The 21,206-nt window shown below is 40.3% G+C and carries 21 protein-coding genes and 1 other annotated feature; of the genes, 8 read left to right on the top strand and 13 right to left on the bottom strand.

Features of this window, described 5'->3' with window-relative positions; genetic code table 11:
• The first annotated feature begins 52 nt into the window (after nt 1-52).
• Nucleotides 53-1,657, top strand: a complete 1,605-nt coding sequence (locus A5N88_RS19790; RefSeq protein ID WP_083953335.1) for an MDR family MFS transporter — start codon at nt 53-55, stop codon at nt 1,655-1,657.
• A gap of 370 nt (nt 1,658-2,027) precedes the next feature.
• The gene (locus A5N88_RS19785; protein ID WP_066269237.1) at nt 2,028-2,993 is read left to right on the top strand and encodes a hypothetical protein; all 966 of its coding nucleotides are present in this window, start codon (nt 2,028-2,030) and stop codon (nt 2,991-2,993) included.
• 344 nt (nt 2,994-3,337) lie between these two features.
• On the opposite strand, the gene A5N88_RS19780 is transcribed toward A5N88_RS19785, so the two are convergent.
• Entirely contained in the window at nt 3,338-3,910 is a 573-nt protein-coding gene (locus A5N88_RS19780) for a hypothetical protein (RefSeq protein ID WP_066269235.1), read from the bottom strand.
• A 797-nt stretch (nt 3,911-4,707) separates the two neighbouring features.
• On the opposite strand from A5N88_RS19780, the gene A5N88_RS19775 reads away from it, so the two are divergent.
• The gene (locus A5N88_RS19775) at nt 4,708-5,583 is read left to right on the top strand and encodes a DMT family transporter (protein ID WP_066269229.1); all 876 of its coding nucleotides are present in this window, start codon (nt 4,708-4,710) and stop codon (nt 5,581-5,583) included.
• A gap of 117 nt (nt 5,584-5,700) precedes the next feature.
• On the opposite strand, the gene asnS is transcribed toward A5N88_RS19775, so the two are convergent.
• The 4 genes from asnS to A5N88_RS19760 form a co-directional block, all read right to left on the bottom strand.
• On the bottom strand, nt 5,701-7,092 hold the full coding sequence (gene asnS, locus A5N88_RS19770) for an asparagine--tRNA ligase (protein ID WP_066269227.1): 1,392 nt from the start codon (nt 7,090-7,092) through the stop codon (nt 5,701-5,703).
• Nucleotides 7,093-7,144: 52 nt separating this feature from the next.
• Nucleotides 7,145-7,380, bottom strand: a binding site (T-box leader).
• A 134-nt stretch (nt 7,381-7,514) separates the two neighbouring features.
• The gene (locus A5N88_RS25650) at nt 7,515-7,667 is read right to left on the bottom strand and encodes a hypothetical protein (RefSeq protein ID WP_198160328.1); all 153 of its coding nucleotides are present in this window, start codon (nt 7,665-7,667) and stop codon (nt 7,515-7,517) included.
• 337 nt (nt 7,668-8,004) lie between these two features.
• Entirely contained in the window at nt 8,005-9,210 is a 1,206-nt protein-coding gene (locus A5N88_RS19765) for a macrolide family glycosyltransferase (protein ID WP_066269225.1), read from the bottom strand.
• 206 nt (nt 9,211-9,416) lie between these two features.
• Nucleotides 9,417-10,625 (bottom strand): MFS transporter, encoded by a 1,209-nt coding sequence (locus A5N88_RS19760; protein ID WP_066269224.1) that lies wholly within the window; start codon nt 10,623-10,625, stop codon nt 9,417-9,419.
• A 240-nt stretch (nt 10,626-10,865) separates the two neighbouring features.
• Here A5N88_RS19760 and A5N88_RS19755 point away from each other — a divergent pair, with 240 nt between their 5' ends.
• The 3 genes from A5N88_RS19755 to yppF all read left to right on the top strand — a co-directional run bounded on the left by A5N88_RS19755 (nt 10,866) and on the right by yppF (nt 13,402).
• Nucleotides 10,866-11,744, top strand: coding sequence for a LysR family transcriptional regulator (locus A5N88_RS19755; protein WP_066269223.1), 879 nt, complete (start codon nt 10,866-10,868; stop codon nt 11,742-11,744).
• Between the two features lie 112 nt (nt 11,745-11,856).
• The gene (locus A5N88_RS19750) at nt 11,857-13,020 is read left to right on the top strand and encodes an iron-containing alcohol dehydrogenase (RefSeq protein WP_066269221.1); all 1,164 of its coding nucleotides are present in this window, start codon (nt 11,857-11,859) and stop codon (nt 13,018-13,020) included.
• A gap of 190 nt (nt 13,021-13,210) precedes the next feature.
• Nucleotides 13,211-13,402: a YppF family protein gene (yppF, locus tag A5N88_RS19745; protein ID WP_066269219.1), complete on the top strand. Its 192-nt coding sequence runs from the start codon at nt 13,211-13,213 to the stop codon at nt 13,400-13,402.
• Nucleotides 13,403-13,815: 413 nt separating this feature from the next.
• On the opposite strand, the gene A5N88_RS19740 is transcribed toward yppF, so the two are convergent.
• The 4 genes from A5N88_RS19740 to A5N88_RS19725 form a co-directional block, all read right to left on the bottom strand.
• The gene (locus A5N88_RS19740) at nt 13,816-14,916 is read right to left on the bottom strand and encodes a sensor histidine kinase (RefSeq protein ID WP_066269218.1); all 1,101 of its coding nucleotides are present in this window, start codon (nt 14,914-14,916) and stop codon (nt 13,816-13,818) included.
• A complete protein-coding gene (locus tag A5N88_RS19735) occupies nt 14,913-15,593 on the bottom strand; it encodes a response regulator transcription factor (RefSeq protein ID WP_066269217.1) in 681 nt (226 codons plus the stop codon). The genes A5N88_RS19740 and A5N88_RS19735 overlap by 4 nt, the downstream gene beginning before the upstream one ends.
• A gap of 267 nt (nt 15,594-15,860) precedes the next feature.
• Nucleotides 15,861-16,286 (bottom strand): cytidine deaminase, encoded by a 426-nt coding sequence (locus A5N88_RS19730; RefSeq protein WP_066269215.1) that lies wholly within the window; start codon nt 16,284-16,286, stop codon nt 15,861-15,863.
• Nucleotides 16,287-16,451: 165 nt separating this feature from the next.
• On the bottom strand, nt 16,452-16,940 hold the full coding sequence (locus tag A5N88_RS19725; RefSeq protein ID WP_157090733.1) for a hypothetical protein: 489 nt from the start codon (nt 16,938-16,940) through the stop codon (nt 16,452-16,454).
• Between the two features lie 243 nt (nt 16,941-17,183).
• Here A5N88_RS19725 and A5N88_RS19720 point away from each other — a divergent pair, with 243 nt between their 5' ends.
• Both A5N88_RS19720 and A5N88_RS19715 read left to right on the top strand, forming a co-directional pair.
• Nucleotides 17,184-17,576 (top strand): MerR family transcriptional regulator, encoded by a 393-nt coding sequence (locus A5N88_RS19720; RefSeq protein WP_066269211.1) that lies wholly within the window; start codon nt 17,184-17,186, stop codon nt 17,574-17,576.
• A gap of 226 nt (nt 17,577-17,802) precedes the next feature.
• Entirely contained in the window at nt 17,803-18,114 is a 312-nt protein-coding gene (locus A5N88_RS19715; protein WP_066269209.1) for an aldo/keto reductase, read from the top strand.
• 383 nt (nt 18,115-18,497) lie between these two features.
• Here A5N88_RS19715 and A5N88_RS19710 read toward each other — a convergent pair whose 3' ends face one another.
• The 4 genes from A5N88_RS19710 to A5N88_RS19700 all read right to left on the bottom strand — a co-directional run bounded on the left by A5N88_RS19710 (nt 18,498) and on the right by A5N88_RS19700 (nt 20,890).
• On the bottom strand, nt 18,498-18,680 hold the full coding sequence (locus tag A5N88_RS19710) for a hypothetical protein (RefSeq protein ID WP_066269207.1): 183 nt from the start codon (nt 18,678-18,680) through the stop codon (nt 18,498-18,500).
• A 493-nt stretch (nt 18,681-19,173) separates the two neighbouring features.
• Nucleotides 19,174-19,257 (bottom strand): YjcZ family sporulation protein, encoded by an 84-nt coding sequence (locus A5N88_RS24495; protein WP_232317641.1) that lies wholly within the window; start codon nt 19,255-19,257, stop codon nt 19,174-19,176.
• A 389-nt stretch (nt 19,258-19,646) separates the two neighbouring features.
• Nucleotides 19,647-20,207 (bottom strand): sugar O-acetyltransferase, encoded by a 561-nt coding sequence (locus tag A5N88_RS19705; RefSeq protein WP_066269205.1) that lies wholly within the window; start codon nt 20,205-20,207, stop codon nt 19,647-19,649.
• A gap of 65 nt (nt 20,208-20,272) precedes the next feature.
• Nucleotides 20,273-20,890, bottom strand: coding sequence for an NUDIX hydrolase (locus tag A5N88_RS19700; RefSeq protein WP_066269204.1), 618 nt, complete (start codon nt 20,888-20,890; stop codon nt 20,273-20,275).
• Nucleotides 20,891-21,206 lie beyond the last annotated feature (316 nt).

Here is a 21,206-nt window from a genome sequence, read left to right as displayed (position 1 = left end):
TAAATAGATAAATAGAAAAAAGGGGAAATACATTTTGAGTACAAATCAAACGATTGAAAAAGAAGGTAATCGTAAACTATTGCTAATTGGACTTATCATAGCAATGTTTTTCTCAGCACTGGACGGTACAATTGTAGGAACTGCGATGCCTAAAATTGTTGGGGATCTTGGCGGCCTTAGTCTAATGACTTGGCTTACAACTGCTTACTTATTAACGTCTACTACGGTCGTTCCAATTGCAGGTAAATTAGCTGACCTTTTAGGCCGTAGAAGTGTATATATCGCCGGATTGGTTATCTTTATGGCCGCTTCAGCACTTTGTGGGATTGCGAATAATATGACGGAATTAATTATTTACCGTGGAATCCAAGGAATCGGCGGCGGTGTCATGATGCCGATGGCAATGATTGTAATTGGCGATATGTTTACTGGTAAAGAACGTGCAAAATTCCAAGGGGTTTTTGGCGGGATTTATGGTTTAGCATCCGTTATTGGTCCACAAATTGGTGGATGGATTGTTGACACATTAAACTGGAAATGGGTATTCTATATTAACCTTCCAGTTGGTATTATTGCGACAATCTTTATTGCGTTAGGTCTTAAAGGACGTAAAAATAATGGTCCCGTTAATTTCGATATTGCTGGTATGGTAACGATGATTATCGGGGTTGTCAGTTTGCTTCTTGCATTAAGTTTAGGTGGAGTTAAGTATGATTGGAATTCTTGGCAGATTATCGGTCTATTTGCTTTAGCATTAGTCGGAATTGTGAGCTTTGTTATCGTTGAAAATAAAGCAAAAGAGCCTATTCTTCCAATGCATTTTTTCAAAAACAGAACGTTCGTGACGTTAAATTTAGTTGGATTCTTTATGACAATTGGTATGTTTGGTGCGATTATGTTTGTACCTTTCTTCATGCAAGGGATAGTTGGCGTAAGTGCTACTGCATCTGGAACGATTATGACTCCAATGATGGTAACAATGATTATTACAAGTATTATTGGTGGTCAACTTGTTTACAAAATTGGAATTAAGCCACAAATAATGTCAGGTATGTTTGTTATGGCTGCTGGTTTATATTTATTAACTACACTGGACATGGATTCAAGTAAATTAATTGCCACAACTTATATGGGAGTTGTAGGTCTTGGATTGGGACTAGTTATGCCAACAATCACACTGGCTCTACAAGAAACGTTTGATAAAACGGAACTTGGAGTAGTAACTTCATCAAGTCAATTTTTCCGGTCAATTGGCGGGACTTTTGGAGCTACAGTTCTTGGAGCAGTGATGAATAGTAAATCAGGTACTCTTTTAACAGATAAATTAATACCATTCTTAAATAAATTACCTGAGCAAGCAGCACCTTTAGCAAATCAGTTTAAGAAAACAATTGATGTAAGTCCTCAAGGTGTGTTCCAAATGCTCTTTAATGAGAAAACATTGAAACAAATCCCAACTCAAATATTAGATCCAATGCTGCCAATCATAAAAACATCCTTAATGGTATCACTACACAGTGTGTTTTTTACAGCATTAGCTTTTATATTAGTTGGAGCATTTAGTACTCTTTTCTTAAAACAAATTAAATTGTCAAATCAAAAAGCTGGAGATAAAAAAGAAAAAGAAAATCCAGAAGTTGAAAAAGCAATTTCATAATGTAAAACTTTAACTCGATATCGAATCACTATAATAAGCCGAAAATATGCAAGTTTTTATTCATAACTTGTTTATTTCTGGCTTATTTTCTATATAGTATTAGCCTGCAATGATTTTGTCTTGCCTAACTCTTAACCATTTCATATCTAATTATAGGTGGCCCAATAACTATTGCTGGTATAATGTTAATATCTTACCTTTTTTAAATATAAAAAATAAAAAATCTTCCCTTAACTAGCAGGACAGTGATGCCGAATAAATATTGTCAATAAAACAGATATTCTATCATTTTATATAATCCGGCTATACCATATAAAAATACGTATTATCAATATATTACTAATAAGGATGGATTCTGGGGGCTGCTATCGTGGAGGAAAAATTTAATCAAAATATTTTAAGGGGATTCCTTGTTAAAGGAGAACTTCACAACGCTGTTTCTTATTTAAATCAATTTCCCAGTAAACACAAACTTGTTGAAAGGTATTTATCCATTTTTAATAACGTGCCGAAACGAAAAATTAATAATGGTGTTATTAAAGACATTTTAAATATTTATTACACTTACTATAAAATGATTTTTTGGGAACGAAAAACACCTAAAGAAGGAGAAAAATTTTTAGTTAAGACATTTTCAAAAAAATATGGCTTTGATCCATATATGAAAATGGATGAATTGGAAAACTATCTTAAAGGAATTATTGAAAATGAAGGCTATTTCTTTGTGGGGGGTTATACTTCAGGCTTTTTTGGACCTTATATTTGGGAAAAAACAGAGGAAGCTCATTACAAAGTAAATTTATTAAATACAGACTATCATCTTACAGTAAAAATGATGGATGGGTTTATATCGAGAAGCTGGTTGGATTTCATTTCTTTAGGAACGATCGGTACAGGCGGATGGGCAAGTGAAAACGGTGATTTATATTGTGTACGAAAATCTTATTCAAAATACTTTGACAAGCCTCGTTTTAAGGTTTCTTATTTAAAACACGAAGCACAGCACGCTTTGGATAAGAAAAATTACGGCGATATGCTGTCAAAAGATTTAGAGTATAGGGCGAAATTAATAGAATTGATTTATTTTCCTGATATAAGGAAATTTAAACATTTTTTTTATGAGGCTGACGGATCAAGCAAAGAAAATGCCCACAGCTATGCTTCATTTGTTATAGTAAGAGATTTATCTAGATATTTATTCAATAAAGAATATGAATTAGATTATGCAAAATGGCGAGGCAAGAGTAAGATTATCAAGAAGTTCGCAGAAAAACTCCTTAATGACAATACGAAGAAAATAGAGACTAGTCAAAAAAGACCCATAGATATTATATAAAAAGAGCTTATAAGTACAACATATAACATTATTTTTTCTATTGCTAGTGATGACTGCACTTCATAATAGGCTAATTGGTTTCTTAGCTTTTGTTTTAATCACTAAAAGAATGAAAAACCGTTATTAAGATAGCTGGGGCTTTGAAGACACTGCAAAAAAGCAGTATTTTTTAGATCAAATTTGTATACTGTTTTGACTACCTTTTCGCGTTCTGTACTTTAAATCAGAACCTGTTAGCCCACTGGCGCTTTTTTTTTGCTTCCCTGATTTTTCCGCACGGAACCATAAAAATAGAACTGCACCTTTTGCAGTTCTATTAATCCTGGACATCTCCTGCTTACAATTCAGGAAAGAGAAGAAAGAATTTCTCTTTGCATAGGGCTTTTTATCAGCTTGATTTCCCCTTTTCTAGGTACAGGCTTGCTGTTTTCCACTTTGGAAAGCTCCTGTGCTGCCGTTTCATATTGCTTAAAGGAGAAGCAAAAGAGCTTTCGGTCACGTTTGCCTTTATCACCTGTCAGCTTGAACCAGTTTTGGCCGACATAAAAAGGGTTTGTCAGGATGTTTTGTACAATATACCCGATACGTTCATGTTCCTTCCCTGATTCGATCGCTGTCTTGGATGAAACGGCCAGTACAAAATAGTTACTGAATTTATCGAGTTCCAGAAGCTGAAAATGATACGACCCTCTCCTCAATTGATTGATGCCTCCCAAGGCTGATTTTATGCTTTTTTCAACATCTATTTCATATTTGCCTGCATCTCTCCAGGTAGGTATTTGAGCATCGAAAAGAGACAATGTCAGTATATAATAGGCGGCATAATCCTTTGGATCAAATTCTTCTTGACCAACTCGCATTTCATCCTTTGGTATGACAACAAACTTTTTATAGTCAGCAAAAAAATTTTCACTCATACTCTATACCTTCTTTCCTATTATAATGGAATCGACATCAACTGACGCTTAGTGCGTGTAGGAAAAGCTTCCTGGATTAAAAATAAACGTTTTCATGGAAGACTGTTTTCAGACCCGGCTGACGCAAGTGCATCTAGGGAAGTAAGCGTATCCATATGGCCGAAAAAGCCTTATCGGGAACACCCCATTTTGAGTAATTTGTATTTGTTTATATATATTCCGTTTTTAAGCCAAAAAACCTGCTTTTTCTTCTTCAAATTCTTTATTTTAATAAAAAAGTCCTAGACTACTCATAAAAATTGTCGCAAGGACGGCTGAATGGATCGTCTAAAGCGCCTTTTCTTCTATCCTGGCATTTCAATTGGCTCTGATAATTTTACTTGCGGATTTTACGCAAAAGTTTTGATCCTTTTCATGGTCGTTAAAGGAAACAGATCTGCAGCAATTACTCTCCTGTTAGTGTAAAGCTTTGCTCATTCACCAGTTTGTTGAAGTGTTTTTCCAACACGCCCCTTTTAGCAAACAAAAGAAAAACTCAACAAGAATGCAGGTGAGATAGTAATAGTTTTCTCTTATTAACTGACAACACTGATTTAACATTCTTTGATATAATAAACCAAATAAAAGATACATAAATTAGTAGTTTGCATGGAATTGAGGTGAATGAAAAGATGTATTGGACACTATTATTTGAAAACGATGTACCAGTAGCACCCTTCTGCTCTTAAGGAGAAGGTGACTACCTCTCTCCGTTAGGGGCATTTTTGACCTAAATAAAAGACGGAGGGTATAAAAAAATGAAAAGCACCTTATTAGGTTCTATCTATTTAGCCTTAGCCGCCAGTATTTGGGGCGGTATGTATGTTGTTGTTAAGATTGTGGTATCAGTGATTCCTCCACTGGAGCTTGTGTGGATGCGCTATTTAGTCGCTATTGTCACACTTATAATGATTGGATTCGTAACCCGACAAAATTGGAGAATCCATAAACGACATTTCTTACTTATCATAGCCATCGGAATCATTGGTAACGCTATTTCAATTGTTACACAGGAAACTGGCACAATGCTAACTTCCGCCGAAATGGGCGCTATTATAACTTCTTCAACCCCAGCATTTATGGTTATATTCGCCCGGCTGCTCCTAAAAGAACGATTGACATTAAAAAAAGGGCTTTCCGTTTGCTTAGCAACCATCGGCGTTTTTCTCATTGTCGGAGTAGGTCACTTAGGTTTGTCCAGCAAACTAGGGGGGATTTCACTGATTGTTGCTGCTTTAACATGGGCACTTATGTCAGTACTTGTAAAACGTGTGCCGAGTGACTACTCGCAAATTGTCGTTACGACTTATTCGATTTTGGTAGCCCTGATCGTGTTGACCCCTTTTGTATTGCCACATTTATATACAATTGATATCTTTCAGTTACGTCAACCTGCCATCTGGGGAGGAGTCTTGTATTTGGGCATAATATCCACAGCAGGAGGATTTCTCCTTTGGAATCGTGGATTACAAATGCTTAATGCCTCAAGCGGGGGGTTATTTTTCTTCTTTCAGCCCGTTGTTGGAGCATTACTCGGCTGGCTTATTTTAGGAGAAAATATTGGTATTACATTTTGGATTGGCTCCATTCTAATACTTGTTGGTGTCTTATTCGTTATCATTGAGAAAAAATAGCTGCCTATAACTTTTACCCGTAAACAGAAGTCGTTCTGTTCTTCGATAAAAAACAAAAAGCACTGCAGCTCATATGGATGCAGTGCTTTTTGCTATAGCTATTTTTAAAAGAAAATCTTAGAAATCAGCATTTCCCGGTGTACGAGGGAATGGAATCACGTCACGGATATTTTTCATTCCTGTTAAATACATGATCAGGCGCTCAAATCCAATTCCATAGCCGGAATGCTTCGTGCCGCCGTATTTTCTAAGCTCCAGGTACCACCAGTAATCTTCTTCTGACATGCCCAGTTCTTTGATCTTGTCAGCGAGAACTTCTTCCCTTTCCTCACGCTGGCTTCCGCCAATTAACTCACCGATGCCCGGCACTAATAAGTCTGTTGCAGCAACTGTTTTGCCGTCATCATTGGCTCTCATATAGAACGCCTTGATTTCTTTAGGATAGTCAGTTACAAAGACAGGACGTTTGTAAACCTCTTCGCTCAGGTAACGCTCGTGTTCGGTTTGTAGATCCGTACCCCATTCAACAGGATATTCGAATTTCTGTTCTGATTTTTGAAGCAGTTCAACAGCCTCCGTATAGGTAATTCTTCCGAAATCAGACTCTTGCGCGTTCTTTAATCTTTCAATAAGGGTTTTATCAATGAAGCTGTTAAAGAACTCCAATTCTTCCGGTGCCTGTTCGAAAATGAATCCAATGATAAATTTCACCATTTCCTCTGCAAGGTCCATAATATCCGGCAATTCAGCAAATGCCACTTCCGGTTCGACCATCCAGAACTCTGCCGCGTGGCGGGCGGTATTGGAGTTTTCTGCTCTGAAAGTAGGACCGAATGTATACACATTGCGGAATGCCAAGGCAAACGTTTCTGCATTTAATTGTCCGCTCACAGTCAGGTTCGATTCCTTGCCAAAGAAATCTTTCTTTTCATCCACTTTGCCTTCTTCCGTTACAGGAACGTTGTTTAAATCTAATGAAGTAACACGGAACATTTCCCCTGCACCCTCTGTATCGCTCCCTGTAATAATCGGTGTATGCACATTGACAAAGCCTTTTTCCTGGAAAAATTTATGGATTGCATACGATGCTAATGAACGCACTCTGAATACAGCTGAGAATGTATTGGCTCTTGGGCGCAAATGTGCAATCGTTCTAAGGTACTCGAGAGTGTGTCTCTTTTTTTGCAAAGGATAATCTGGATTGGACAGGCCTTCTACCACAATTTTGTGAGCTTTAATTTCAAAAGGCTGTTTCATTTCTGGTGTTGGAACAAATACACCCTCCACTGAAACCGAAGAGCTGATCGGCAGTTTTGTGATCTCTTTGTAGTTTTCAAGCGAATCCTCAAAAACAACCTGTACACTTTTAAAGAAAGTACCATCGTTCAATTCAAGAAATCCAACTGTTTTGGAATCGCGAAGAGTACGAATCCAGCCGGATAGTTGAACGGTCTGGTCTTTAAAACGTTCTTGATTTCTGAATAAATCTTTTACTACGGTCTTGATCATAACGAGCCTCCTATAATACTTCATGATATAAAAAGCCTTCCATCCCCAGCGAAAAAGGGACGAAAGGCTATCTTCCGCGGTACCACCCAAATTGCCACATAGATGGCCAACTTAAAGCTTTTCTGCTTCATCCAGTCCGTAACGTGCTGGAAACGTCTAAGCCTACTAAGGAATCTGTTCGGTTAGAACTCAGAGGTGTTCTTCATTAATGCCTCATCACCAGGCTTCCACCGCCCCCGGCTCGCTATCGATTCCAGCAGAATTACTTTTCCTCTTCAACGTTTTGCTATGTAAATTTACATTATAAAACGATATCACAAAACAGCACCATTTTACAACCCTATTTCGTCATAATATTAGCATAACCCTTCGGCTATTTGCGTAAACTTTGGTGGTATTTGATGCAAAAAACGGATTCGGCACTAAATCTTGCTACATTCAATCTGCTGGTTGATTTCCACTGCAGGCACTCGCTTTCCGCGGGGCGGTTGCGGAGCCTCCTCGTCGCAAGCTCCTGTGGGGTCTCCGCAAACACGCTGATCCCGCAGGAGTCTCGTGCCTTCCGCTGCAATCAACGTTGTATTCAACTAAACAGTGGGTATTAATCATACATGCGCAGTGCTGGTTGTCCTGCTTGTTGATTAAAAGCGGTTAATAGATTTTGGGAGATCCTTTATTCTAGCTGTTCATCGTACATTGTTTACTTTCATTCCTATATCCCGCTATCTTTTATTATCGAATAAAAAACGTCCTTCCATAACGAAGAAAAAGGAATGCCTCATTCATTCGTTATAAAAGAACGCTCTTTACTTTGCAGAAGACCTCTTCAGGCTCCCTCTGCATATTTTGTTCCTCAAAGAATTGTATATCTATACTTTCCTCTACAAGACTACTTTTAAATCTTCTATAGAATTAGTTAATGCCGTTCTTCTTTTTAAAAGCAGCAATTTCATCCGCTGCCATTTGTAAACCGCCCGCGAGCTTAAAGGAATGCTGAATAGCTTCTACCTTTTGATGAAACGCATCATATGAATCCAGCATGTAGTCTGCAATCTGCCGCAGATAGTCCGCAGACAGTGCTTCCTGCCTCAGCCTCTTTCCGGCTCCGAGCTCCTCAACGTGATACGCATTGGCAGGCTGATCGGCATTTTGCGGATATAAAAGCAGCGGTACACCGTAATAGATTCCTTCATTAATGCTGTTCATTCCGCCATGGGTTAAAAACAGGCGGGTATGCTCGAGAACTTCCAGCTGGGGAACATACTGTTTTACAATAAAATTGGCAGGAATCTCACCCAGCTCCTCCACAGAAACGTTCCGCCCGATAGACATTACGACCAGCAGATTTTTATCCCGAAACGCTTCAATACACTGCAGGTAAAAATCCTTCGCCCTGTTAAAGACCGTTCCCAGCGAAATAAACAAAACTTCCTTCCCTTTCAGCTTCTCCATTGGAAAGTCATGTGTTTGAGCCCTTTTTACAATAGAAGGGCCTATAAATTTATAGCGGTCCTCTAAAAACATATCGCCGCCCGGCTGAAAATAACGGCTGGTATAGATAATTGAAAATTGGGAGATATCGGAAAACAAATCAAAATACGATTTCAACCCTAATTCAAAACGGCTATTCAGCTTTTGAAAGAGCTTAGAACACTTGTCTTCAAGCGGCTTTACGTCTTCGGCAGCCGCCAAAGCTCCTCTCTTTTTCAGCATTTCCTCAAACTTCCCCTCCGGCATCACAAAGCCTGGGTGCGAATTAATAGAAGGAAGATTCAGGCGCTTAGCCGCCAAATTGCCGGCGCCAAACATGGAATCATAAATGACATAGTCAAAGGGGGTTTCCTCATGCTTTTCGAGAATGAGAGGCAGAATTTCCAAAGCCGATTGCAGTACCAAGGAGATTAAATGTAAATAGTGTGGATTTCCTTTCGGTATGCCTCCCTTGAAAAAGTTAGGGTATGTATGCACAACAGCCCCTGCCTTCTCCAATTTCTCCCGCTGTTCTTCTGTTGTAAAATAAACAACCTCTTCACCTCGTTTGATCAATTCCTGTACAAGGCCAATGGTCGGATTCACGTGACCTTCCTGCGGCCCGTTGCAAAACAATACTCTTGCCATCTCGTTCCCTCCCATAACGGTTTACGTTTTCTATCAGACTCTCATAAAACCGAGCCCTTCACCGAATTCTAGCTATCATTTCACTTTCCCGCTTTTCAGTTCATATACTCCATTTTCAAAAACTCCGAATGGCCAGTAAATCTTGTATGCAAATCATAGTGTAACCATTTTTCTCTTTTTCAGATGATTTTTTTTAAAGAAGCGTGTTACCCCTGACTATGAAGCGAATGAGCTCTGTGAACGCTCGCTCTAAAGACAAGCACTCCTGTTAAAGCCGCTAAATACATGACTCCAAACCCGGCTATTACCCATAGGGCAGGACCAATGCCTGCACGGTCCATAGCAAAACCAATGACAGCCGGGAAAACAGCCCCGCCAAGTCCGGAAAATCCGGTAATAAAGCCTGTGACAATCCGTGCTGATAATCCGGAAAGGGTATGGTTCGCATATACCATCGTAATCGAATAAATGCCTGACATCGCTAATCCGAGAACCAAGAGAAGCAGATACCCTGCCAGCATGTTTTTAAAAAGGATAAAAAGAACCAGGCTGAAAATGGCTCCAATAATGCTGAAGAGCAGATACCGTTCATAGGTCACTTTACGGATGATCCAGCCTGTAGCAATCCTCCCTGCCAGCATCGCCACCCAAAATGTCCCGATACTTAAGGAGGCAAAGGATGGAATGGCTTTTAAATAGGTAATAAAAATAGAAGACAGAAAGTTATTCAGACTGCTTTCCACTCCTGCATACATAAAGATCATAAGCACAAACAGAATCAATACCTTCCATCTTGACTGGGCCGGCAAAACCGGCGGTACAGCTGAACTGGCATCAGAAGGCTTGGCTGAAGCATCCTCTTCATGCGCATCATGCTTATTGAACCGAATGGCTTTGGATACCGCCACCATGACGACCGCGAGGATACTTGTCAAAAGAAAGGACGCTCTCCAATGCTGCTGGTTGATGAAAAAACTTGCTGCAAGCGGCATAAATAAAGCTCCTACCCCAAACGAAACCTCCAGATAGCTCATCACCACTGCACGCCTTCCAACAAAAAGCTCCATCATCAGTGTCGCCACCACCATCTCCAAGGCAGCGACCCCGATTCCATTTAAAAAGTTAAAAAAGATAATCCATTGAAAAGGCGGCAGAAAATACATCCCGATTTGAGCAACAGCAATAAAGGCGGCTGCCAGGGCCAGAAGATTCTTCTCGCTTATACGCCCCAGCATATAGGTGGATATGGGCACGCCAAGCAAAAAGCCTAATGACCCAAGAAAAACCAGTTGTCCTCCAACGGTATAGGTAAGCTCATAGTGTGCTAGAATTTGAGGCAGCACGGAACCTACTATTGTCAGTACACACCCGCCCAAAAAGTACATAACATAAGAAGTAATCGCAAACTGTTTCATAATTGACTCCTTTATTCAATGGCTTGTTAAGGGCCATAGTAATGTTGATTCAATGATAGGAGCGAAAGCAGGTTGACCGCTAAATCGTTTCCCCTGCATCACATAATCGATAGGCAGGGGAAACGGACGTTACTTGTAGCCTATTTGATAAACGCTCCTATCACAAGTGTATTTATTCCCTTTTTCCTGTAAATTCGTTATGATTCATATATCTATTTTAACCAGAGCTGGAGATACAATATGAACCTACAATACCTTTATGTCTTTAAAGAAGTAGCAAAATGGGGAAACTTCACCCGGACCGGTGAAGAACTGGGATATGCCCAATCCAGTATCACCACTCAAATAAAGAAGCTGGAAGACTACTACCAGGTAAAACTATTTGAACGCGCTGAAGGCAGAATGCGCCTAACCCAGCAAGGAGAAGAGCTCTATTTTTATGTAGAAAAAATCCTTTCCTTAGCAGAAGAAGCGAAAGAAAAGGTGTCGAACGAGACAAATGTAAGAGGAACCATTCGAATCGGCACAACGGAATCCCTTGCCGCCTATTTCATAACGCCTTATATAAAACAGATTAAACTAAAGCATCCTGAACTGAAAATCATGCTTGAGTCAGGCCTTTGCGGAAAGTTAAAGGAAAGTACGGCAGAGGGCGTCTACGATATGGCGATCATTTTGGACGAAGCAGTCGAACAGCCTGAGCTTATGACAATCCCAGTCCGGAAAGAAAAAATGGTGCTGATTGCAGCCCCCGGGCATCCTTATAGCAAGCTCGAAGAAATGAAGCTTGAACTGCTTTGTTCAGAGACTCTTATTTTAACAGAAGAAGGCTGTTCGTATCGGACTTTACTGGAAAAACGGTTAAAAGAAAACAAAATTCAGCCGAAATCTGTGATTTCCTTCAGCAGCCTGGAAGCCATTAAACAATGTGCAGCAGATGATCTGGGGATCGCACTACTCCCTGAAATTGCCGTCAGGAAGGAACTGCAGGAAGGCAAGCTTATTCAGCTGCCCTTTGCCGAAGAGTATATCAACGTCTCTATTCAAATCATCTATCAAAAAAAGAAATGGTTAACACCCCCGCTTAAGCAGCTGCTCTCTATAATAGGGGAGTCTTAAACAGAGCCGCATCATCAAAAAAATTGATTGTCTCTATCAAAAATTATCAAGTATTGAAATGCCGGTTCCGTGGTAAAATAAAGTGCTTATTCTAATGAACGAGGTGTACAGCATGATTCCATTTCTTCAATATAATCCTACTAAGCTTTATTTTGGAAAAGGCCAAATTGAGCAGCTATCCCAATTACTGGATGAAAATCTAAAGGTTCTGCTTGTGTATGGCGGCGGCAGCATCAAGCGAAACAACGTGTACCAGGATGTTATGAAAGAACTTGAAAAAGTGAATGCCACGGTGTTTGAACTTTCAGGTGTAGAGCCGAATCCCCGATTAGAAACCGTGGAAAGAGGCGTAGACATTTGCAAGACCGAAAACATTGATTTCCTGCTGGCTGTTGGCGGCGGAAGCGTAATTGATTGTACGAAAGCCATTGCCGTTGGTGCTAAATCCGCCAGCAATACCTGGGACTTAATCAGAGGCAAGGCTCCGATTGAAGCGGCTCTTCCGATAGGGACTGTTTTGACATTAGCGGCGACAAGTTCAGAAATGAACAACGTATCCGTCATTACCAATTGGGAAACAAAAGAAAAGCTCGGCTGGGGATCCCAGCTTGTGTTCCCTGTATTCTCTATCCTTGATCCGGTTTATACCTTCTCTGTTCCAAGAGACCAAACGGTATATGGAATTGTGGACAGCATGTCACATGCGTTAGAATCCTACTTCCATAGAACAGAAAATACACCGATGATCGACGGCTTTATTGAGTCTTTACTTCGTACAGCCATTGAAACAGGTCCGAAGCTATTGGAAGATCTTCACTCCTATGAGCACCGGGAAACGATGATGTATATCGGAACCACCGGCTATAACGGGACATTAATGAACGGCTCTGACGGAGGCGACTGGGCTACTCACCGGATTGAGCATGCCATTTCAGCTGTCTATGACATCCCGCACGGCGGCGGCTTAGCCATTCTTTTCCCTAACTGGCTGGAGCATGTGCTGGAGGAAGATCCATCCCGTGTGAAAATGCTGGCGGTGAACGTGTTCGGCATTGACCCGGAAGGAAAAACCGATAAAGAAGTAGCCCGCGAAGGTGCCAAAGCGCTTCGTTCCTTTTGGAATTCTTTGGGTGCCCCAAGTACCCTGCGCGACTACAACATTGATGATTCCGAATTTGACGCGATTGTCGAAAAAACGTTTATCAAACCGGGTGTCGGCAGGTATAAAGAAATGACGCCTGAAAGTGTACGGTCCATCTTGAAGGCTTCGCTGTAAGGCACAGGAAAAACGCTCTTTTCGTTGAAGAGCGTTTTTTTGATATGTGCACTTACATTATAGAGGTCAGATACAGGATAAAATGTAAAAAAATGTCGGTAATCTAAATTTTCCAAACGAATGGCTTTTTTAATATCCATGGTATATTACAGATGGTTACCAAAATGATGAAATCAATCAGGAGGCAATGATGACTTTAGAAAACTTGATTTTCCGTTATATCACTTGCAGGCAAGCAGTACCGAGCCACGTGAATGCTTTATTGGATTATACGAAAAAAGAGTACATTGCAGGGAATTTAAGCATCATTCAATACCGACGTCTGCTCAATGAGCTGGACAAACGAGGCGCTACTCCGCCATTCGATGCCGCTATGGAGTAAAAGCAGTGATTAAATCTCAGGATGCATTGAAACATGTGATATCTTAGATTATAATGGCTTTTTTATTAATTGAAGCTGAAAATGCAGCCATTTAAAGCCTATCGAGACCATGCAAAATAGATGGAAAGCACTCCAAACAAGCATCGGTGAACGATTAACAGAGTTAATCGGGTAAAAAATAGGTTTAATCGGGGAAAAAGTGAAGTTAATCGGGGAAAAATGTTCACTAATCGGGCGAAAACTCCAATTTTTCGGGTAAAACAGGCATTTGTACCCACAAATTATCCACTTTACTCAACTAAAGGGGTCAGACCCCTTCAGCGCTTTACTGCACTAAACAATATCACCCAATCCTAAAAGATGACTCAGCCTCCACATTCCAACGCCGCCACAGAAGTCATCTTTTATTTTTGTTACTCTTCCTTCTCATTCCAAGACGCCGTTTTCGGCAGCACCACCGTCATTTCCGTTCCCTCTCCCGGCCTGCTCAGCACATGAATCCGGCCATGATGCAGCTCAACAATTTTCTTCACAATCGCAAGCCCCAATCCGCTTCCGCTCCCCTGAGACGAACGATTCCTCGATGGATCCGCCTTGTAAAAACGCTCAAAGATATGCATTTGCACGTCCTGGCTCATGCCGGCTCCTGAGTCCTTGATCTTTACATAAACCACACCTCGATCATTTTCAGTAAGCTGCACCCGAATGCTGCCATTATCAGGGGTGAATTTGATGCTGTTATGGAGCAAATTAATCCAAACCTGGCTTAGCAAATCTTTGTCGGCCTCAATTGTCACTTTATTCAAATCAATATCCATCTGGAGATTTTTACTAGACCACTGCGGCTCACAGGAAATCATCACGTTCCGGAGCTGTTGATCTAACGAATACCGGGTCATCTCAAACGGCGGATGATCCGATTCCAATGTGGTCAGCTTTAACAGATTTTCACTCAGCTTTGACAGCCTCTTACTTTCCGTTTGAATAATGTCAAGATAATGCTTCCGTTCTTCAACGGATAAGTCTTCCGACTCGAGTGCCCGTGCAAATCCGCTGATAGAGGTTAACGGCGATTGAATTTCATGGGAAACATTTGAAATGAATTCCTGCCTCATCCGTTCCATTTCACCAAGCTCTGAAGCCATATGGTCAACACTCTGCACGATTTTGGAAAAAGGATGATGCGGTGACTCCAGCATCGCCTTATAGGTTGACAGGTCAATATTAAAATCTCCCTGTGCCATCTTCTCCATTGCTACCACAATCGGATTAAAAAAGCGAAACCGCCTATCCCTTATACTCTCAATCCGGGAAGAACCCAGCATAACCAGACTAAAAATAAAAAGGCCCACAAGCGATGTGATCATCTGCCCGACAAACGGAGATACACCATTCAGATGTAACAAACGCTCCACCCATGCCGTTAGATAAAACGCTGCGGTCCAGCACAGCAAGAAGAGAACCACCATCACAAGCGTTTCGGCTGCACGCTTGAAAAGTTCCACCGCTCTCATCGGGTCCTCTCCAGACGGTATCCCAGCCCTCGAATGGTCGTAATCTTAAATGGGCAGTCCTCATCAAAAAAACGATCACGAATTCGTTTAATATGCACATCCACCGTTCGTTCATCGCCTTCATAATCATAGCCCCAAAATTCCTCAATCAGCTGCTCCCTCGTAAAAATTATCCCCGGATGGGCGCCCAGCTTAAATAATATTTCAAACTCCTTTAGAGGCAGTGTGACCTCTTTTTTTCCATCAGACACCGTAAGAGTCGAGCGGTCGAGCTCCACATTTCCCACCGACACCTTATTTGAAAGAGAAATGTTATACCGCTTGAGCAATGCCTTCACACGCGCAATCAGCTCTTCAGGCTCAAAGGGCTTTACCATATAATCATCTGTCCCGATCTCAAATCCTTTAAGCTTTTCAGCAGTAGTCCCCTTTGCAGTCAGCATTAAAATAGGGAGTGAATCCGAATAATAGCTGCGGATTTCCCGGCACACCTCCCAGCCGTCCATATTGGGCATCATGATATCCAATATCAACAGGTCGACTCGCTCTTTTTCACACACTTTTAACGCTTCTTTTCCATCCTCTGCTTCCACTATTGAAAATCCTTCCCTCGCTAAAAAAACACGAACCAGCTCACGGATATTCGGATCATCATCCACAATTAGTACAGTGGCCATCTTACGGTCTCTCCTTTTAGAAAAATTCTTCTCCTTACTCGGCTTATGTATATATCCTATTATAGCTTTATGAACTGAATGTGAATAACCCCGCCACAAAACAGCAGGGTTCTCATAAGAAAATAGCTTCCATTCTGCACAATGAAAAACCGCCCTAGCAATACTGCAAAGGCGGTTTTTCCAAAGGGGTTGTTTCTTTACTGACAAATTGAGTATACGATGAAAATATGAAATTTTTATTAAGCTCTCATTGATATTTGATAAAACTTAAGCTTCTCTTGAGTATTTTAATGGAATTAATTCCATAATCTTCGTCTTAACCAATTCACCATTAACTTTGAGGATTACGAAACAATCAGGTGAATAATCTGATATAAGCTCTCGGCACATTCCACATGGACTCACCACAGTCAGTTCTCTGTTGCTTTCATCTGAATAGGGATGCCTGACGGCTACAATAGTATGAAACTCTTTTTCTCCATTGGAGATCGCACTTCCGATGGCAATGGCTTCTGCGCAAACGGTCACCCGCCCAATGTAAGCTTCAATATGAACAGCCGAAACGATGTTTCCCGACTTGGTCCGCAGGGCTGCACCAACATGATGTTTATCCTCCTCATATAAATCTATTATTTTGTTTTTCGCTTCATCAATTAGTGCATAGTCATCTTGTGTTAAGGGAAATACGTTCATGTACCTGCCTCCTATTTTTTAGCGTTACTTTTATCCTGCTGGTTAATTTCCGCTGCAGGCACTCGCTTTCAGCTTCAATCAGCTTTAGATTTGTTTCTATTTCAAGCTTTAACTGAGATATGGGGGAGTGCTCTAATCAGCCAAGACTATATTGTGAGATTCTTACTAGTAAACCCATGTTGTAGGGATTAAGAACGTCCAAGGCGCTGTCAAAATGCCCATCGAAATTCCAATGGCCCGATTTACCCGCCGGTCAGAAATGTATTTCTTTGAGTGGGTGTAGTTTGCCCAACCTATAATAAGTCCGCACACCAATACGACCAATACAAAGCCGATGGCCGTAACAGCATCATTCCAAATGGTGTAGGCATTAGGGCCATCTCCTACTGTTAAAAGAAGAGCAATCATTCCAACCACGTCGACAAGTAAACCCATTGCCCACATTTTGGTTAACAATCCCCAATGAGCTTTTTTAATCTTAATCTTATTCAGCCTGAGTACAATAAAGATAACCAGACCATCCACAATATAATTGCCTGCCAATGCAAGGATAATCAGCGGCGGTATAATCCATATCATAAAAAAAGGAAAAATAAGATCATACACCCTCTTATTTTGCTCAGCACTTATTCGTTTGAGCCAGTTAGTAAACAAACCAAAAACCCCTCCCGTCAAATTCCCCCAAGCTCCCCCCATCCAAGGGACTCTTTTATTGTATCTTAAAATAAACATTAAATGGGTTTACTTCCTTAATTAAACAAATAAATTCTTATATTTTCCGCCAATGAACCTGCTTGAGCGAATTGTTTTCTTTCTTTAACTTGTTGACTTTAAAATCATAAAGAGATACTCTTTAAACATAACGTTGACGTCATCTTTGAAAAAGGAGGCAGGATAATGGATAACCGAATGCGAATAGGTGATCTCGCAAAACGCGCTGGAGTCACTCCCCGTACTGTTAGATACTATGAAAGCATAGGGCTTATTCCTCAGGGTGAGCGTGAAACTGAGGGACAGCATTATTACTACACCAACGAGACGCTCGAGCTGTTGAAAAAAATAGGACAGTTAAAGAAAGTGGGTTTGAGCCTGGATGAAATACGTGAATTCACTCAGCTCTATTCGATTGACCCCAGTGGTGTATTAACGAAAAAGAAATTTCTAACCACTCTGCGTCAACATCTTGTTGAAACGGATCAAAAAATAAATGATTTAGAACAATTTCGCACAGAAGTACGTACACTCATTGATCACTACGAAGGTTGGTTTACTGGAAAAGAAGGTATCTAAAATTTTTTACCCAAAACATTACGCTAACGTCATTTTTAGAGTCCATTGAGTTTTAAAAAAATCGGAGTGCAGTGAGTACCAATATTCTCTTTTTAATCGCGGGATTGAAAAAGAAAGTTTGCCAACGCCAGGGAATTAGGCATTCAGGTTGTTGCGTTTGGTACATTAGTTCACGGGTTGCTCAGCGGCACATTCTTTAAAGGATCACAGCAAACATTATATCCCATTGTTTTCCCAAGAAAATATAGACAAAAATCTATCCTTAGTTGCATCCTTACGTGAAATAGCTGCAGAAAAGCAAATCACGTTGCCTCAGCTTGCCGTTGCATGGGTTTTAGCGAAGGGTGAGGATATTATTCCATTAATTGGGGCAAGACGAGTTTCGCAGCTTCAAGAATCTCTAAAATCGATGGATGTACATCTAAGTGAAAACGATGTTAAGAGAATTGAGCAGGCGATTCGAGAAAACGAAATAGCCGGAGGCAGTTTTCCTAATATGAAATTCAGAAATGGGATTGTCAGTAAGGAAAGTCTATAAATCTTTAGCTTCTCTTTCAAATCTAAGCCCTTTGCAATTTAGTTGTATTTTCCATAATTCCAGGATATTAAAATATAAAAGGGAACTGATGCATAACGGGTTCTGTTGTCGAGTACAAGTATATAAAAAGAAAAGGAAAAGGGGCATCAAATCGCAATTCGATTTAGATATCCCTTTTTTAGTCTGTTAATAGACCATAAATATCACTTTAAATTATCCAATGTAGTCATTGTTATCACAGGTTCCCGTATTTTTGATGCAGTTTCGCAAGCTGAATAAGCCATAAAGGTTACTTCTAAAGCATTCCCATTTAACCGTTAAAAGTAAAATATGTAACGTGTCCGCCTATTACAATCCTGAGCGGACATTTGGATTCTAATATATTACCAGAATAACGGCGCAGCTATAGCAGCTCCGGTAACGCCACCTACAAATCCACCTGCAAATGCTGCTCGCCCTGCAGGAAATCCTCTCCTGACAAAACCTCGCGGTCCAAATCCCGGTCTAAAGCCCGGTCCAAATCCCGGTCTAACCCCCGGTCCAAATCCTGGTCCAAATCCAAACATACATATCCCTCCTTTTGATATAGGCACTATCAATCACTGAAATTTTGTAATTAATAATGTTAATTTAATTTATGGGATTTCTATCCTTTTGTACATTATAAACGCGGAAGTGAAGGAATATAGATCATATTTCGAAGTTTGATTTGGCACAGATAATGATTTGAGTGAAGGTTACTATCTGAATTGGATAAAACAAAAATTAAAAATTCCCTCGGGTATTTATGTTGGTCATTGTAAAGGAACGACCAATTGTGCAATTGAATTAACTATTAAAGAATATGAAGGGAAAGAAGTTGAACGTAAATCTATTACCTTACACCTGAAAAACATGGGATGCGATTTAGGATCCCTTTTACACGCCTACGTTATTGAGTTCTTTAAAAGCATTAAAATTAATAAATACCATCTTCACGTTTCTCCAATCAAAAAACACGCTATAGCTTTTTATAATAAGAATAGAATCAAAAAGACACTTCTGTTCTGTAACAAAGAATTAGTATGGACCACCCATAAATGATGCACCAATGATAATTAACAGAATGAACAATACAACAATTAAAGCAAAGCTTGAGCCCATTCCACCCCCACCTTGCATTTGATAGCCCATATAAAACTAAGCCCCCATTACGAATTAACAGCCATTGAATTGGGGAAACTCCTGGTAACTTACATGAATAGCAAAACTTGGACTTCGCATTTACGAAATAGCGATATTCTTAGTGATGAAAAGAATTTTGTGAAATACTAGGGCGTTTGTACAAAAAGGGCATTGAGTTAATTCACAAGAAAAGCACCTCCTATTGTTAGATTGGTGTCTACAATTGGGGTGCATTTCAAACGCTGTGCTTTTCATTATTGTTTAATATACTTTTGGATGTATTCCAAAACAGAACCTGCTAGATGATGGGGCCTTTTTCTGTTCGTACAAAAATGAATTTTTATAACAGAACAGCTTTGTTTCTACATTTACATCTCAATTTGTTTAATCACTCTCGCAGGATTTCCGCCCACTATTGTATTGGTCGGTACATCTTTCGTCACGACTGCACCTGATGCAATTACAGCATTGTCTCCTATCGTTACACCAGGATTAATGACTGCACTCCCCCCAATCCAAACATTGTTTCCAAAGGTAATCGGCTTGGCATACTCTTTACCGGAATTCCGTTCAGTTGGGTGAAGCGGATGTGTGGCTGTATAGATTTGTACGCCTGGCCCGAGCATACAATGATCGCCAAATCGCACTTCACAAACATCTAAAATGGTACAGTCAAAGTTCGCAAAAAAGTTTTCTCCTACGTGTGTGTTATAGCCATAATCAAAGCGGATATTTGGCTCCATATACACATTTTCTCCGGTAGAGCCCAGTAACTCCTTTAATAATGCCGTCCGCACTTCTCCTTCTGATTCTAACGTTTGATTATACATCCTGACCTTATGTCTTGCTTCCTCGCGTTCTTTTAATAATAAGGGGTCAGCAGGATCGTACATCTCTCCAGCCAACATTTTATCTTTTTCCGTTTTCATCTTATGACCTGCCTCTAAATGTATTTATAAAAACATAAACTTACTATTCTTGAATAAGGCTCTAATCAATCAAAATAGACAGTCTCATTAGGATTATGTAAATATTTAAAAGCCAGTTCCATTTGAGATTCTGTATTTCTTTCGATGGATAGCGGCGGCAGTTCATCTTCAGCGAAAAATTCAACAGCGTTCGTTTCTACCCCTGTCTTTGGCTGCCCGCCAATGATTTCGCATTGTATAAATAGTTTATAAACGTGATACGGAGAAGGCGGATGAGGATGACATTTTTTATCGAGAACTCCAATCAATTTCAGTGCCTTTACGTCAAATCCTGACTCCTCTTTCACTTCTTTCACCGCCACCTCACTAGGAGTTAGCCCAATATCGCCCCAGCCGCCTGGTAACGACCACCCGCCATCATTCTTTTCCCTGACCATCAATATTTTTTTGTACCTAAATACCACAGCACGAATGTCCACTTTCGGCGTTGCATACCCTGTTTCATTTGCAAAGAGATCCTTTATCGTTTTGTGGTCCACATTTGTATGCTGAGACATGATTTCAATGCTTATCTTTCTTATCTCTTCAAACCGTTCTAAATCATATACATCCTTAGAATACGTTAATCCTGCCTGTGCTATGGATTGAAGCTGCTTCGCCCATTCCAGCCATTTTGGTTCCAATTATCTTTCACCACCGATTCATTATACTTAAACCCAACCTGATAACTGTCTGCTCTTTAAAAATAGGAAATCCTGCATACTCCTTCAAGAGCTTTCATCGGCATTATGAAGGACCTTGTTCTGTATTTTTCTCTTCATTTGGGCCTTCATCTGTCTTTTGAAGGACCGTTCTCTGTATTCTTCTCTTCGTTTGGTCCTTCATCGGCATTATGAAGGACCTTTCTTTGTTTTTTTCTCTTCATTTGGGCCTTCATCCGCCTTATGAAGGACCGTTCTCTAAATTTTTCTCTTCGTTTGGGTCTTCATCCGCCTTATG

Source organism: Heyndrickxia acidicola (genome assembly GCF_001636425.1).
GTDB classification, from domain to species: domain Bacteria; phylum Bacillota; class Bacilli; order Bacillales; family Bacillaceae_C; genus Bacillus_AE; species Bacillus_AE acidicola.
Note: the sequence above shows the minus strand (reverse complement) of the source record. Positions and strands in the feature narration are given on the sequence as shown.